The 14610-nt window shown below is 68.6% G+C and carries 13 protein-coding genes and 1 pseudogene; 3 read left to right on the top strand and 11 right to left on the bottom strand.

Annotation, left to right across the window (positions count from 1 at the left end; all coding sequences use genetic code 11):
- Positions 1-1464: pseudogene (locus tag ABZ863_RS21775) on the bottom strand (PAS domain S-box protein); the annotation flags it as partial.
- A gap of 103 nt (positions 1465-1567) precedes the next feature.
- Between ABZ863_RS21775 and ABZ863_RS21770 the strand changes: the two are divergent.
- Entirely contained in the window at positions 1568-2728 is a 1161-nt protein-coding gene (locus ABZ863_RS21770) for a beta-ketoacyl synthase N-terminal-like domain-containing protein (protein ID WP_358538490.1), read from the top strand.
- A 45-nt stretch (positions 2729-2773) separates the two neighbouring features.
- Here the strand turns inward: ABZ863_RS21770 and ABZ863_RS21765 are convergent, their stop codons facing one another.
- Both ABZ863_RS21765 and ABZ863_RS21760 read right to left on the bottom strand, forming a co-directional pair.
- Positions 2774-3208: an OsmC family peroxiredoxin gene (locus ABZ863_RS21765; RefSeq protein WP_358538487.1), complete on the bottom strand. Its 435-nt coding sequence runs from the start codon at positions 3206-3208 to the stop codon at positions 2774-2776.
- A gap of 60 nt (positions 3209-3268) precedes the next feature.
- Positions 3269-3961, bottom strand: coding sequence for a TetR/AcrR family transcriptional regulator (locus tag ABZ863_RS21760; protein ID WP_358538484.1), 693 nt, complete (start codon positions 3959-3961; stop codon positions 3269-3271).
- 135 nt (positions 3962-4096) lie between these two features.
- Between ABZ863_RS21760 and ABZ863_RS21755 the strand changes: the two genes are divergently transcribed.
- Positions 4097-4552, top strand: a complete 456-nt coding sequence (locus ABZ863_RS21755; RefSeq protein WP_358538481.1) for a nitroreductase family deazaflavin-dependent oxidoreductase — start codon at positions 4097-4099, stop codon at positions 4550-4552.
- A gap of 39 nt (positions 4553-4591) precedes the next feature.
- On the opposite strand, the gene ABZ863_RS21750 is transcribed toward ABZ863_RS21755, so the two are convergent.
- From ABZ863_RS21750 to ABZ863_RS21720, 7 genes are all read right to left on the bottom strand, one after another.
- On the bottom strand, positions 4592-4819 hold the full coding sequence (locus ABZ863_RS21750; protein ID WP_358538479.1) for a formate dehydrogenase subunit delta: 228 nt from the start codon (positions 4817-4819) through the stop codon (positions 4592-4594).
- Entirely contained in the window at positions 4807-7617 is a 2811-nt protein-coding gene (gene fdhF, locus ABZ863_RS21745; RefSeq protein WP_358538476.1) for a formate dehydrogenase subunit alpha, read from the bottom strand. Before fdhF ends, ABZ863_RS21750 begins: the two co-directional genes overlap by 13 nt.
- Positions 7617-9155: an NADH-quinone oxidoreductase subunit NuoF gene (locus ABZ863_RS21740; RefSeq protein ID WP_358538473.1), complete on the bottom strand. Its 1539-nt coding sequence runs from the start codon at positions 9153-9155 to the stop codon at positions 7617-7619. Before ABZ863_RS21740 ends, fdhF begins: the two co-directional genes overlap by 1 nt.
- A complete protein-coding gene (locus ABZ863_RS21735) occupies positions 9152-9637 on the bottom strand; it encodes an NAD(P)H-dependent oxidoreductase subunit E (protein WP_358538471.1) in 486 nt (161 codons plus the stop codon). The genes ABZ863_RS21740 and ABZ863_RS21735 overlap by 4 nt, the downstream gene beginning before the upstream one ends.
- Positions 9638-9792: 155 nt before the next feature.
- Complete coding sequence (locus ABZ863_RS21730) at positions 9793-11358, bottom strand: 4-hydroxyphenylacetate 3-hydroxylase N-terminal domain-containing protein (RefSeq protein ID WP_358538468.1); 1566 nt, start codon at positions 11356-11358, stop codon at positions 9793-9795.
- A 22-nt stretch (positions 11359-11380) separates the two neighbouring features.
- On the bottom strand, positions 11381-11593 hold the full coding sequence (locus ABZ863_RS21725) for a hypothetical protein (RefSeq protein ID WP_358538466.1): 213 nt from the start codon (positions 11591-11593) through the stop codon (positions 11381-11383).
- Positions 11594-12048: 455 nt separating this feature from the next.
- On the bottom strand, positions 12049-12312 hold the full coding sequence (locus ABZ863_RS21720; protein ID WP_358538463.1) for a glutaredoxin domain-containing protein: 264 nt from the start codon (positions 12310-12312) through the stop codon (positions 12049-12051).
- 62 nt (positions 12313-12374) lie between these two features.
- Here ABZ863_RS21720 and ABZ863_RS21715 point away from each other — a divergent pair, with 62 nt between their 5' ends.
- On the top strand, positions 12375-13127 hold the full coding sequence (locus ABZ863_RS21715) for a hypothetical protein (RefSeq protein WP_358538460.1): 753 nt from the start codon (positions 12375-12377) through the stop codon (positions 13125-13127).
- A 6-nt stretch (positions 13128-13133) separates the two neighbouring features.
- Here ABZ863_RS21715 and ABZ863_RS21710 read toward each other — a convergent pair whose 3' ends face one another.
- Positions 13134-14585: an NAD-dependent succinate-semialdehyde dehydrogenase gene (locus tag ABZ863_RS21710; RefSeq protein WP_358538457.1), complete on the bottom strand. Its 1452-nt coding sequence runs from the start codon at positions 14583-14585 to the stop codon at positions 13134-13136.
- Between the last annotated feature and the right edge of the window lie 25 nt (positions 14586-14610).

Here is a 14610-nt window from a genome sequence, read left to right as displayed (position 1 = left end):
GCCGCGCACGCAGTGCTGCAGCCGATGCCCGACGATCCGCAGCACCTTGTCGCCGATGCTGTGCCCCAGTGAATCGTTGATGACCTTGAACTTGTCGAGGTCGATGAACAGCACGCAGGCGAGCCCGGTGCGGTCCGGTTCGGCCAGTGCGCGACCGAGCCGGGCGAGCACGAGCGTGCGGTTGGCCAGGCCGGTGAGCGGATCGTGGGTGGCGTCGTGCGCCAGTCGCTCGCCGATCGCCCTGCGCTCGGTGATGTCGGTGAACGAGGTCACGACGGTCGACGGTGGCGGTGTCTCGGGATCCAGTGGCCGGCAGCTCATCGACAGCCACACCGATCGCCCGTCCGACCGCTCGGCGCGCAGCACCCGCCCGTTGCGCGGGGTGCCGGTATGCAGCACCTCCGCGGACGGGTAGGCGTCCGCGGAGATGCGGGTCCCCGACTCGTCGTAGAGCGGGAAGCGGGTTGGCGGCGAGCCGACCAGCGCCCGTGCCGGCACGCCGAGAATGCGTGCCGCGGCCGGGTTCGCCGACTCCACCAACCCGGTTGGTCCGACCACCACGACGCCCTCCTCGAGCGCGGCCACCACGGTGCTGTACCGGCGCTCGGCACGTCGTCGTGGTGTCTCGTCGGCGCACACCAGGACGTAGCCGCCCGTCATCTCGGCAGCGGAGACGCGGATGGCCAGTGCCGTTCCGTCGGACCCGCGATGGGTCGCGTCGGTTACGCCGCCGGAGGCGACGATCACCTCGGGATCGAGCGGCGCGCCCACCAGCTCACCCACCCGGCGTCCGATCGCCTCGTCCAGCGCGTACCCGTACACCGTCTCGGCGGCGGGGTTCCAGCTCGTCACGGTCCCGTCGGCAGTGGTCGCGATGATCGCGTCGCTGACGTGTGCGACGAGCGCAGCCTGGTAGTGCAGTGCTTCCTCCGCGGATTTCTGCGCGGTGACGTCCCGCATGATCACCTGGAACGCGGGCCGCCCCCGCCAGGTCGTGCGCACTGAGACCGACTCGACGAGCATCGTGTCGCCGTCGAAACGTTTGAGCGTGACCTCCGTCGGTTTCGAGATCGCGCCCGGCTCCATGAGGCCCTTGATCCTGTCCAGCATGTCCGGCACCGAGTCGGCGGCGACGAAATCGGTGATGGGACGCCTGAGCATTTCCTCGGCCGAATCGACCGCGACGAACCGCAGCGTGGCCGGATTGACGTAGACCAGTTTGCCGCCCTCGTGCACGCAGATGGCGTCCGGGCTGAGCTCCACAAGCAACCGGTAACGATCAGCGAGGTCGGCCAGCTCCTGGTCGTTGTCGTGCCGTTCAGTCACGTCGCCGCCGGGGTGGCGATGGGCGAGAAACCGAATTCATTTCGCGTCGCCTTCCGGTGTCTCGTGGCAGTGCTCGAGTTCGAAATTCTCCCACATTGCGCACTTCTGCGCAGTTATTGTCAGTGGTTCGTCCAATTTAGGCGTGTTACGGCGCCGCTATCTGCCGTCATAGGAGAGGTGGACTGATCGGGCGGTGCGGATCCGCCCGGGTGAGGAATGACCAGGAATTGAGGGGAAGATCGTGTCACACAGAATTGGAATCTGCGGAATTGGTGCGGTAACGGGATATGGCTGGGGTCGCGAGGCGTTGTGGGACGGGCTGATGTCGGGCAAGCCCGCCGCAACGCTGACCGGCGGGTACGGCGAGAAGCGGGATGAATCATGGTGGATCGCGGCCGTTCCGGAAGGCGGCGACCCGGTGGACGGCCGTGGCCGCTTCGCCCGCGCCATGCGGGCATCGGCCAGGGAGGCGATCGACGACGCGAAGCGCCGCGGCTGGTCTCCTGGTGCGCGGGTCGGTCTGCTACATGCCGTCGTCCTCGGCGAGGTGTACCTGTGGAAGGACTTCTACGTCGCCGATCGGGGCATGCTGCGTGTGCGCGACTACCTCGCGCTGATGCCGTCGACGCCCATGTCGACGTTCATGCAGGAGTACGGCTTCCACGGGCCGGCGATGAACGTGTCGGCGATGTGCGCCTCCGGTAACGCCGGGCTGCTCACCGCGCAGACCTGGCTCGACTCGGGGATCGTGGACGACGTCGTGCTCGTCGCCACCGACCTGTCGGTGACACCCGAGAACGTGTGGCATTTCGCCGCACTCGGCGCCGCCGTGGTCAACCGCGAACCACTCGACGGCTGCCGTCCGTTCCAGGAGGGCAGCCGTGGATTCGTCATGGGGGAGGCGTCGGTCGGCATGGTGCTGTCCAATCGCTGCGACCGCCCGTACGCGGTCGCGCTCGGCGGCGCGATGTCGCACGACGCCTACCACGTGACCTCCCTCGATCCTGGCTTCCCCGAGGTGCGGCGTTGCTTCGTCGAGGCTCTCGAGGACGCGCACGTCTCGCCGGCCGACGTCCGGTACCTCAACGCGCATGGCCCCGGCACCAAGCAGTGTGATCGGGTCGAGGCGGCGATCCTGGAGGAGCTTTTCGAACCGGACACCGGGATCTACTCGATCAAGCCGCTCGTCGGCCACTGCCAGGGCGCGGCGTCGGCTGTGGAGATCGTGGTCGCCGCGCTGGGCTACGAGCGCGGCACTGTGCCCGCGCCGCCCCGGGTGGCCGCGGCGCATCCACAGCTGCTGAACGGCGCGTTTCCCGTGAATGACGGTCTGACCGTCAAGTCCTCGCTGGGCATGGGCGGTCACAACTCCGTTGTGGTGCTCGCCCCGGCTGGGCGGTGAACATGCCGGTGACCGGCGGGTCGGCGGGCAGCCGGTCACCGGCCCTCAGCCGCCGAGTGAGGCATTGAGCGTGATCGCCGTCCCGGCGAGCGCCTTGCTGACGGGGCAGGTGTCCTTCGCGACCCGCGCCAGCTCGGCGAACTTGTCGGCGGCCACGCCCTCGACGTCGGCGCGCAACGTGATGTCGATGGCGTTGATCGCCAGCCCGCCGTCGGCGGGACCGAGCGTGACCTCGGCCGTGGTGTCGATCGTCTTCGGGGTGAGGCCTTCCTTCTCCAGCACGGCGGAGAGGTTCATCGCAAGGCAGGAGGACTGCGCGGCGGCGATCAGCTCCTCGGGGCTGGTCTGCCCCTCGGCGTTGCCGATGCGGTGCGGGAACGAGACGTCGAAGTGCCCGGCGTTCGAGGAGTCGAGCGTGACGGATCCCGTGCCGGAGTTGAGTCCACCGGTCCAGTGAGTGGTGGCATCGCGACTGGCCATGGCCAGCTCCTTTCCGTGGTCGGTCTCGGAGCACGCACCTCGACCATAGGCCCATTCCGCTCAGCTCAGCCCGACGAAGGAGGCCAACTGCTCGACGGCGTTGGCGAAGAAGTCGTCGGCGGGTTCGAACGTGCCGACGAACTGTCCGGTGAGCTCGAAGCTGAGCATTCCGTACACCTGAGTCCAGGCGATCACGCCGCGTGCCAGCACCTCCTGGGGAACACCGGGCGCCAAGTGGTTCGCGATCGTGTCGAGCTGTTCGCGCAGCCGTGGCGTCAGCTCGGGAGCCGGGCCAGCCTGCTCGATCGTGCCTGCCTGCCAGGCGTCATGGACGATGCCGAGAAAGGCGGTGGGCACCCGGCTGGCCGGGGTGACCGTGTCCTGCGGTGCCCGGTAGCCGGGAACCGGCGAACCGTAGATCAGTGCGTACTCGTGCGGGTGTTCGCGGGCCCACGTGCGCAGCGCTGCGCAGGCGATGCGCCACCGCTCGCCCGGCGTGGAGCCGCGCTCCGCCGCGGTCTCGACGGCGGCGCCGACGGCGTTGTACGCGTCGATGATCAGCGCGGTGAGCAGGTCGTCGCGGCTGGGGAAGTAGCGGTAGAGCGCCGAGGAGACCATGCCGAGCTCTCTGGCCACCGCACGCAGCGACAGGCCGTCCGCGCCGCGGAGGCCGAGCTGCCTGCGTGCCTCGTCCTTGATCGCGGCCGTCAGCTCGGCTCTTGCTCGTTCCCGTGCGGTGAGATGTGCTGGCATGGCGCCAGTCTGCCAAATTCGGAGAGCGGTGCACAAATTCGAGAGCACCGCTCTTGACTGTGGGCCGACGTCTCATGTTCACTGGTCGCAGTTGAGAGCAGTGCTCTCGGAAACCGCTTCGAGGAGACGACCGACATGAGCGCCGACCACGACCAGAACCGTTACCTGGAGCCGGGCAGGGCGACGCGGCTGTTCAACGCGACCGTCGCGGGGCTGACCAGGCTGGGCCTGAGTTTGTTCGGCAGCCGGATTCTCGCCGTGCGTGGCCGCAAGAGCGGGCAGTGGCGGTCCACTCCGGTGAACCTGCTGACCTTCGAGGAAACCCGCTACCTCGTTGCCCCGCGCGGGCACACCCAGTGGGTACGCAACCTCAGGGCCAGCGGCGAGGCGCAGCTGCGGATCGGCAGGCGGGTCGAGATGGTGCGGCCCGTCGAACTCGCCGACGACGAGAAGCCCCCGGTGATCCGCGCCTACCTCAAGAAGTGGGCCTGGGAGACCGGTGCCTTCTTCGAGGGCATCAACGCCAAGACCCCCGACAGCGAGCTGCGCCGTGTCGCCCCGGGCTTCCCGGTCTTCCGCCTGCCCTCCTAGCGCTCGGTAGGGGTCCCCAAGGTGGCCTTGGGGGACAATTCAGAGTAGGTGGGTGGCGGCCAGGGCTAGTGGGTCCAGGTCGTCCGCGTCGGTGGTCACCAGGCGGCGTAGCTCGGCCTTCATCCGCGGATCCCAGAACATCCGGATGTGCGCGGCGATCGCCTCCGCCGCCTGCTCAGGCGGCAGGTGCTGGAACTGGACGGCGATATCGTTGGCCATCCGGATCTGCGGTGAGTGCACCGCGTGCTCCCCGTTCAGTCCGCCCATGCCGGTTCCTCGTCGCGTTCCACCGCAGCGGCGCTCGCGGCAGTGCGCAGGCCCACCTGCACCGCCGTCACCTTGTACTCGGGGCAGTTGGTCGCCCAGTCGGAGTTCTCCGTGGTCACCACGTTGGCGCCGGTCACCGGGTGGTGGAACGTCGTGTACACGACACCCACGGGCATCCGGTCGGCGATCAGCGCGCGCAGCGTCGTGGTACCGACCCGGCTGGTGAGGGTGACCTCATCGCCGTCGGCGATGCCGCGCACCTCCGCATCGTGCGGGTGGATCTCCAGCACGTCCTCCGGATGCCACGCAACGTTGGCGGTACGCCGGGTCTGCGCGCCCACGTTGTACTGGCTGAGGATGCGCCCGGTCGTGAGGATCAGCGGGTACTTGCGGGTGCTGCGCTCGCGCGTCGCCACGAACGGCGTCTGCACGAACCTGCCCTTGCCGCGGACGAACCCGTCCACGTGCATCACCGGCGTGCCCTCCGGTGCCGCGTCGTTGCACGGCCACTGCACGCTGCCCAGCTTGTCGAGCTTGTCGAACGACACGCCGGCGAACGTCGGCGTCACCGACGCGATCTCGGCCATGATCTCGCGTGGGTGCTGGTAGTCCATGTCGTAGCCCATGGCCTGCGCGATCTCGCATGCCACGCGCCACTCGTCCTTGCCGGTCTTCGGCGCCATGACCGGGCGGACGCGGTTGATGCGCCGCTCGGCGTTGGTGAACGTCCCGTCCTTCTCCAAAAAGGACGTGCCGGGCAGGAAGACGTGTGCGAACTTGGCTGTCTCGTTGAGGAAGAGGTCCTGCACCACGACGAGTTCCATCGAGGACAGTGCGGAGGTGACGTGCTGGGTGTTCGGATCGGACTGGGCGATGTCCTCACCCTGCACGAACAACCCGCGGAACGTGCCGTCGACGGCGGCGTCGAACATGTTGGGGATCCGCAGGCCCGGCTCCGGCAGGATCGGGCGCTCCCACAGCTTCTCGAACACCTCCCGCACGGCCTCGTCGGAGACGTGCCGGTAACCGGAGAGCTCATGAGGGAACGAGCCCATGTCACAGGAGCCCTGCACGTTGTTCTGGCCGCGCAAGGGGTTCACGCCGACGCCCTCGCGGCCGATGTTGCCGGTCGCCATCGCGAGGTTCGCCATGCCCATGACCATTGTGGAGCCCTGGCTGTGCTCGGTGACGCCGAGCCCGTAGTAGATGGCGGCATTGCCGCCGGTGGCATACAGACGGGCCGCTGCTCGGACCTGCTCCGCGGGCACACCGGTGATCGACTCGGTGGCCTCCGGGCTGTTCTCCGGCTGGGCGATGAAATCTGCCCACGCCCCGAAGTCCTCGCATCGTTGGTCCACAAAGGACTCATCGGCGAGTCCTTCGGTGACCACGACGTGTGCCAGGGCGTTGACGATCGCGACGTTGGTGCCCGGCGCCAGCTGCAGGTGGTGCTGGGCCTCGATGTGCGGCGAGCGCACCAGGTCGATCCGGCGCGGGTCGACGACGATCAGCTTTGCACCCTCGCGGAGCCTGCGCTTCATCCGCGAGGCGAACACCGGATGCCCGTCGGTCGGGTTCGCGCCGATCACCATGATCACGTCCGCCTCGCCGACCGAGCGGAAGTCCTGCGTACCGGCAGAGGTGCCGAAGGTCTGCTTCAGTCCGTACCCGGTCGGCGAGTGGCATACCCGCGCGCAGGTGTCGACGTTGTTGTTGCCGAACGCCGCGCGCACCATTTTCTGCACCACGTAGACCTCTTCGTTGGTGCACCGCGAAGACGTGATGCCGCCGATCGAGCCGGTGCCGTGGCGGCCCTGGATGTCGCGGAACCGCTCGGCGACGTAGGCGATCGCGGTCTCCCAGTCGACCTCCCGCCACTCGTCGGTGATGCGCTCGCGGATCATCGGGTTGAGCTGCCGGTCGGGGTGCGTTGCGTAGCCGAAAGCGAAGCGCCCCTTGACGCATGAGTGCCCCTCGTTCGCGCCGCCGTCCTTGTGGGGCACCATCCGCACGAGCTCGTCGCCACGCAGCTCGGCCTTGAACGAGCAACCGACGCCGCAGTAGGCGCACGTGGTGAGCACGGTTCGCGTCGGCATGCCGAGGTCCACAACGGACTTCTCCTGCAGTGTCGCCGTCGGGCAGGCCTGCACACAGGCGCCGCAGGACACGCATTCGGAGTCCATGAAGGACTCACCCGCGCCGGGTGAGACCTTCGAGTCGAAGCCGCGACCCTCGATGGTCAGCGCGAACGTGCCCTGCACCTCGCCGCAGGCGCGCACGCAACGCGAGCACACAATGCACTTCGATGCGTCGAAGTCGAAGTAGGGGTTGCTGGTGTCCTTCGGTGCGTCGAGGTGGTTCTCCCCCTCATAGCCGTAGCGCACCTGGCGTAGGCCGACGACGCCGGACATGTCCTGCAGCTCGCAGTCGCCGTTGGCCGCGCAGGTGAGACAGTCGAGTGGGTGGTCGGAAATGTAGAGCTCCATGACGCCCTGGCGCAGCTTCTCCAGCCGCGGTGTCTGCGTGCGGATCTTCATGCCGTCGGCCACCGGTGTCGTGCAGGAGGCCGGTGTGCCCTTGCGGCCATCGATCTCCACCAGGCACAGCCGGCAGGACCCGAACGCATCGAGACTGTCGGTGGCGCACAGCTTCGGGATGTCGGTCCCGCTCTGCGCCGCGGCACGCATGACCGAGGTGCCCTCGGGCACGCTGACCGGTATGCCGTCGATCTCCACCGTGACCGTCGCTGTGCCGGGCTTGGCCGGGGTGCCGAGGTCGTGCTCCTTCAACAGTCCCATTACGTCGCCTCCCTGTGGTTGGCGGTGAAGTCTTCGGGGAAGTGGTTCAGTGCACTTCGGACTGGATTCGGCGTCAGGCCGCCCATCGCGCAGAGCGAGCCGTCGGTCATCAGCTCGCAGAGGTCGTTGAGTAGTGCGAGGTTGCCGTCGGCGTCCTCGCCTCCGGTGATCCTGTCGATCACCTCGACACCCCGTACAGCGCCGACTCGGCAGGGTGTGCACTTGCCGCAGGACTCCTCGGCGCAGAACTCCATCGCAAATCGGGCCATCGATGCCATGTCCACGGTGTCGTCGAACACGACGATCCCGCCGTGGCCGAGCATCGCGTCCGCCGCGGCGAACGCCTCGTAGTCCATGGGCAGGTCGAATTGGGTTGTCGGTACGTACGACCCGAGCGGGCCCCCGACCTGCACGGTCCGCACCGGTCTTCCCGAGCGGGTCCCGCCGCCGTAACCGTTCACCAGCTCGCCGAGCGTGATACCGAACGCGGTCTCGAACACCCCGCCGCGCGCGATGTTGCCGGCCAGCTGGAAGACCTGGGTGCCGCGGGATCGCTCGACCCCGAGCCCGGCGTAGGCCGCCGATCCTTGCGAGAGTATCCATGGGACGCTGGCCAGCGTCAGCACGTTGTTAACCACGGTCGGCTTGCCGAACAGACCGGTGATCGCGGGGATCGGCGGTTTCGAGCGCACCATCCCGCGCTTGCCCTCCAGGCTTTCCAGCATGGAGGTCTCCTCGCCGCAGATGTAGGCGCCCGCCCCGACGCGTACGAAGAGGTCGAAGCGCAGACCGGAACCGAGTACATCGGCGCCGAGCCAGCCTTGTGCGTAGGCGATGTCGATGGCGCGCCGCATCGTGTGCACGGCGTCGGGATACTCGGAGCGGATGTAGATGTAGCCCTCGCTCGCGCCGACCACATGGGCTGCGATCGTCATCCCCTCGATAAGACAGAACGGATCGCCTTCCATGAGCATCCGGTCGGCGAAGGTTCCGGAGTCGCCCTCGTCGGCGTTGCAGCACACGAACTTCAGCGGTCCCTCGGCGTTACGGACCGTGTTCCACTTGATACCGGCGGGAAAGCCCGCGCCACCGCGGCCGCGGAGGCCGGATTCGGTGACCTCGGTGACGACCTCGGCCGGGTCCAGTTCGAGCGCACGGCGCAGCCCGGCGAGCCCGCCGTGTGCCTCGTAGTCCGTTGTGGACAGTGGATCGGTGACGCCGACCCTGGCGAAGCACAGCCGCTGTTGGTCGCGCATCCAAGGCAGCCCGTTCACCGGGCCGACGCACAGTTCGTGCTCGGCACCGTGCAGCAGTCCGGCAGCGAGGAGTTCCGGTACGGCCGCCGGTGTCACCGGGCCGTAGCCGATCCGCCCACGCTCGGTCTCCACCTCCACCAGTGGTTCGAGCCACAGCATGCCGCGCGAGCCGTTGCGTACCACGCGGACAGGTTCGCCCGCTTCACGCTGGATGGCCGCGGCGACCTCGTTGGCGCCGACCGACGTGGCAGCCGAGTCCCTCGGCACGTAGACCGTGATCATTCCGCGCTCTCTTCCGCCGCCAGGATGCCGATGAGCCTGCCGCGGTCGACGCGCCCGTACAGCCGCCCGTTGACCTGGGCGGCGGGGCCCAGCGCGCAGTTGCCGAGGCAGAACACCTGCTCGAGGGTGACCGAGCGGTCGGGCGTCGTCTGCCCGACCTTCACTCCGAAGATGTGCTCGGCATCGGCGACGAGTTGTTCGGCGCCCACCGACTGGCAGGCCTCGGCGCGGCACAGGCGCACCGTCGTGGTGCCGGCGGGCTCGGCGCGGAAGTCGGAGTAGAAGCTGATGACGCCGTGAACGTCCGCGCGCGACATGTTGAGCTCGGCGGCCAGCACCGGCACGACCGCCGGATCGAGGTGGCCGAGCTGGTCCTGGATGTCGTGCAGGATGGGCAGCAGCGCACCCCGGTCGTCCCGGTGCGCTTCGACCACGGCACGCACTTGCTCCATGAGCGAAGCGTCCACGCTGTCGACCGCCATACGACGCCTCCTTGCGGCTGTATACGGTATACAGATGCGATCGTACTCGGGTACTGGCGTAGACAACAAGGGTACGTTCAGGCTCGCGCGTGGGCGATGTCGAAATCCGCCATGCGGAAGGAAAGTTCTCGCCCAGTGACGTGCGAATCTCGCCGCTACTTCCTTCGCAGGCTGATGTCGTCGGGGTTGACGAGGTCGGAGGCGGTCCAGCCGTCCAGGTCGTACTCGGCCATGCACTGCTCGGCGAAGCCCTTCATGGCATCGGCCGAACCGGACTCCTGCGCGGCGAACAGCAGTTCTGCGCGCACGCACTCGTGGTTGCCGGAGTAGTTGCGTTCGTAGAGCTCGTGCCTGCCACCGAACTCGCTGCCGATGGAGTCCCAGATCAGCTTCATGAGCTTCACCCGCTCCACGGCGTCCATCCCGTTCGAACCGCGCACGTACCGGTCGAGGTAGGGGCGGATCTCGGGGGACTTGAAGTCGGCGGCGTTGGATGGCAGGTAGATCAGACCGCTGCCGAGGTCCTGCATGATGATCTCGCGCACGCGCGGGTAGCCGATGGTCATGAACCAGCGGTAGGCCAGGCCGTAATCCAGGTGTGGCAGGACGGCACCGTGCTTCCACTCATCGGGCCTGGTTGCCATGGCGTCGGAGATCGCCCAGAACATGTTGCGCCAGCCGAGTACCTCGCCGACCCGGGTCTGGATGCCACGGAAGTCCTTGGTACCAGTGGCTTCCACGCCTTTCATCAGCAGACCGGCGAGGAAGTCCAGCTTGACCGCCAGCCGGGTGACGCCGTGGAAGGTGAAGCGGTGCAGGAACCCGGAGCCGGGGAAGAAGGTGCTTGCCTTCTCGGGGTCGCCGTAGATGAAGACGTTCTCCCACGGGATCTTCACCCGGTCCAGGATGAAGATCGTGTCGTTCTCGTCGAAACGTGAGGAGAGCGGGTAGTCGTACGGGCTCGCCATCACGTCCGAGGCCTGCGCGTAGGAGTGCCGGCAGATCAGCTTCATGCCCGGTGCGCCCATCGGCACGGTGCACACGAGGGCGAACTCGCGCTTCTTGATCGGCAGGCCGTAGTGGGCGATGAAGTTGTAGTGAGTGATCGCAGAGCCGGTCGCCACCACCTTGGCGCCGGACACGATCAGGCCGTCGTCACGCTCGTCCTCGACGTGCATGAAGACGTCGGCGACCTCGTCGGGGTCGCGATCGCGGTCGACCGGCGGGTTGATGATCGCGTGGTTCCAGTAGAGGACCTTCTCCTGCGATTCGGCGTACCAGCGGCGCGCGTTGCCGGCGAACGGTTCGTAGAAGTCCGCATTGGCGCCGAGGGTGCCGAGGAAGGCGGCCTTGTAGTCGGGGCTGCGGCCGAGCCAGCCGTAGGCCATCCTGGCCCACTCGGCGATGGCGTCACGGTCGGCCAGCAGGTCCGCGCTGTTGTGCGGGGTGCGGAAGAACGAGTGGGTGAACCCGCTGCTGCCCGTGTCGGTCGGCGCGGTGACCACGCTCCGCCTGCCCGGGTCGTGCAGGGAGTCGTAGAGGCGGGCGGTCATCCGTACCGAGTTGCGGAACGCCGGGTGGGTGGTGACGTCGGCAACCCTGTCGCCGTAGATGAAGATCTCGCGGCCGTCGCGAAGGCTCTCGATGTACTCGTCACCGGTCAGCGGGCGCGTCGTTCGCTGGGTGGACGCTGGTGCGGGGGTCTCCTGCTGTGCCGTCACTTTCTGCTCCTTACGGATTGGCTCAGCCGGCTTTGGTGCTCACGGCGCGGGGAACCAGGGCAGGCTCGGGCAGTCGGCGGGACTTGCCGTCTTTGGCGGTGCGGTCGAGCGAGATCGCGCTGAACGAGTTCACCGCGGCGCCGGGTGGTACGTGCTCGCTGGTGCCGGTGGCGGCCGTGCTGCCGGTCGCGAGGTGGCCGAGGCAGGTTCGCAGTAGTCGCGGATCGGTTCGCACGGCACCTCCCCGTCATACGCATTGCGTATGACTTGGCCGCTATCCGGTACGAATCGACTCTGATCCCGCCCGGTTTCCAGTGTCAAGGGCCGCGAGTCCCCCGCTCCTGCACGCGAGTCCCCCGCCCCGGTCCGCGAGTTGCCCGCTCCTGCACGCGAGTTGCCCGCTGGGGCGCGTGAGTTGTCCGCTCCGGCATGCGAGTTGCCTGCTGGACAAGAACACCCGGGTAGCCCCGCTCTCTGGGCACCCAGGTCGGCGGCTGGGGCGCGGCGGAGGCGAGCCTCAGCCGAGGCGTCCGTGCCGTCAACCGGCTGGGGCGGGGGACTCGCGGACCGGGGCGGGGGACTCGCCGGCTGAGGCGGGCAACTCGCGCTCGGGAACGGGCAACTCGCGGACCGGACGGGGGGACTCGCGGACCGGGGCGGGGGACTCGCGCGCTGGAGACCGGCGCGCGGTTAGCCGAGTAGTTCGGGAGCCTCCGCACGTACGAGTGCTGTCAGCTCCGCCATGGTCGGGTTGACGAGCGCGTGTTCGCCGACGAACACGGTCGGCACGGTCTCGTTGCCGTCGGCGACGGAGCGAACCCGAGCGGCCGCATCCGGGTCCTCCCAGATGTTCACGCCGCGCACGGGCAGGCCGCTGCGGTCCAGCGAGCTGCGGAGCATGCTGCAGAACGGGCAGCCCGGCCGCCAGTAGAACTCGATCTCCATCGTACCCACGGTGCCACCTTAATCAACTTCCCGGCGCGCAAGGGCCGACCACACCAGGCACGCTGGGCACCATGGATTTCGAGTCGGTCGCCGATGAGCTGTACGGGCTGGACCGGGACGAGTTCGTCGCGGTCCGCGGGCAGCGCGCCGCCGAGGCGCGCGACGCGAGCAACCGGGAGCTGGCGGCCAGGATCCGCGAGCTGCGTAAGCCGACGAGTGCTGCGTGGCTGGTCAACGGTCTGGCACGCCGTGCTCGGCGGCAGATCGGCGAGCTCGCCGAACTCGGCGAGGCCCTGCGGAACGCGCACGCGGAGCTGGCAGGCGAGCGGCTCCGCGCGCTCTCGCGGCAACGCCATGAGCTGATACAGGCGCTGACGGACGAGGCGGTGAGGCTCGCCGGCGGCCCGGTGGGGGAGTCCGTCGTGCACGAGGTCTACGACACCCTCGACGCTGCGCTCGCCGATCCGGCGGCCGGCGCGCTGGTGGCGGCGGGCAGGCTCACCACCGCACTACAGCCCGCCGACGCCTTCGCCGGCGACTGGTTCGCCGTCGGTCCAGCGCCGCCGCAGCCCAAGCAGGCCCACAAGCCCGCACCGGAACCGCCGCGAGACGATGCGGCCCGTCGCCTGCGCGAGCAGCGCAAGCGGGTTCGCGCCACGCTGGCGGAGGCGCAGACCGCGCGCAACGCCGCCGTACGTGAGCTGCGTGCCGCGGAGCACGACGAGGCGAGAGCCCGCGAACGGACCGCGGCGGCGCGCACCGAGTTCGAAACGGCCGACGAACGCGTAGCCCAGCTCGAGACGGAACTGTCCGAATTGGAGTGAGGGCCGCTAGCCGACGGCGAGTGCGAGGTACTTGGTGTCGAGGTACTCGTCGATGCCCTCGGGGCCGCCTTCCCTGCCGAAGCCGGATGCCTTCACACCACCGAAGGGCGCTGCCGGATTCGACACGAGACCGGTGTTGATCCCGACCATGCCGGTGTGCAGGTTCTCGCCAACCCGCACCGCGCGGTCGAGGTCGCGGGTGAACAGGTAGCCGACGAGGCCGAACTCGGTGTCGTTGCCGAGCGCCACTGCCTCGTCCTCGTCGGCGAAGGTCGTGACCGGGGCGACCGGGCCGAACACCTCCTCGCGCAGGATGCGGGCATCCTCGGGCACGTCGGCCAGCACGGTCGGCCGGTAGAAGTACCCCGTGCCCGCCACGGTCTCCCCGCCGGTCGTCACCCTGGCGCCACGGGTGCGGGCGTCCTCGACCAGTTCGATGACCTTGTCCCGCTGTTCCGCGCTGATGAGCGGCCCGACCGTGACGCCCTTCTCGGTGCCGTGGCCGATCCGCTGCGCCGACATCTCCGCTGTCAACCGCCGGGTGAACTCCTCGGCGACCGGTTCGGCGACGTGGAACCGGTTCGCCGCCACACAGGACTCGCCGTTGTTGCGCAGCTTGGCCGTGAGGGCGCCGCGCACCGCCGCATCGAGGTCGGCGTCGGCGAAGACCAAGAACGGCGCGTTGCCGCCCAGCTCCATGGACATGCGCTGCAGGTTGCCGGCGCACTGCTCGACGAGCCGCCGTCCCACCTCGGTCGAACCGGTGAACGACAGCTTGCGCACGCGTGCGTCCGCCAGCACCGGATTGACGATGCGGGTGGCCGAGGTGCTCGGCACCACGTTCAGCACGCCGTCGGGTAACCCCGCCTCGGTGAGCAGATCAGCCAGGTTGAGCATGGACAGCGGGGTGAGCTGCGGCGGCTTGACGATCATGGTGCACCCCGCGGCGACGGCGGGCCCGATCTTGCGGGTGCCCATCGCCAGCGGGAAGTTCCACGGTGTGATCAGCAGGCACGGCCCTACCGGCTGCCGCGTGACGATCAGGCGCCCGCCGCCCGCCGGGTTGGGCGAGTACCGGCCGTCGATGCGGACCGCCTCCTCCGAGAACCAGCGGAAGAACTCGGCGGCGTAGTTGACCTCCGTGCGCGACTCGGCGAGGGTCTTGCCCATCTCGAGCGTCATCAGCACTGCCAGATCGTCGGCACGCTCCCGCATCAGCTGCCACGCGCGCCGCAGGATCTCGCCCCGCTCGCGCGGCGGTGTTCGTGCCCACGCCTCCTGCGCCGCGGCCGCGGCCTCGACCGCTGCTTCGGCGTCGGTGGCCTGACCGTCGGCGACCTCGCACAACCGTTGCTCGGTGCCGGGGTCGTCGACTCCGAAGGTGCTTCTGTCGGCCGAGTCCTGCCACTTACCGTCGATGAACAGCTGCGTGGGAATGCGCTCGACGATGCCACTCATGGCCTCCGGCTACCCACCGTGCCGG

Source organism: Saccharomonospora sp. NPDC046836 (genome assembly GCF_040645195.1).
GTDB lineage: Bacteria > Actinomycetota > Actinomycetes > Mycobacteriales > Pseudonocardiaceae > Prauserella_A.
Note: the sequence above shows the minus strand (reverse complement) of the source record. Positions and strands in the feature narration are given on the sequence as shown.

Coding starts and splice junctions, on each gene's coding strand:
- ABZ863_RS21710 (WP_358538457.1), bottom strand. CDS start 14,585: ATGAGTGGCATCGTCGAGCGCATTCCCACGCAGCTGTTCATCGACGGT.
- ABZ863_RS21740 (WP_358538473.1), bottom strand. CDS start 9,155: ATGATCACGGTCTACGTGCCGAGGGACTCGGCTGCCACGTCGGTCGGC.
- ABZ863_RS21715 (WP_358538460.1), top strand. CDS start 12,375: ATGGATTTCGAGTCGGTCGCCGATGAGCTGTACGGGCTGGACCGGGAC.
- fdhF (WP_358538476.1), bottom strand. CDS start 7,617: ATGGGACTGTTGAAGGAGCACGACCTCGGCACCCCGGCCAAGCCCGGC.
- ABZ863_RS21760 (WP_358538484.1), bottom strand. CDS start 3,961: ATGCCAGCACATCTCACCGCACGGGAACGAGCAAGAGCCGAGCTGACG.
- ABZ863_RS21735 (WP_358538471.1), bottom strand. CDS start 9,637: ATGGCGGTCGACAGCGTGGACGCTTCGCTCATGGAGCAAGTGCGTGCC.
- ABZ863_RS21755 (WP_358538481.1), top strand. CDS start 4,097: ATGAGCGCCGACCACGACCAGAACCGTTACCTGGAGCCGGGCAGGGCG.
- ABZ863_RS21750 (WP_358538479.1), bottom strand. CDS start 4,819: ATGGGCGGACTGAACGGGGAGCACGCGGTGCACTCACCGCAGATCCGG.
- ABZ863_RS21765 (WP_358538487.1), bottom strand. CDS start 3,208: ATGGCCAGTCGCGATGCCACCACTCACTGGACCGGTGGACTCAACTCC.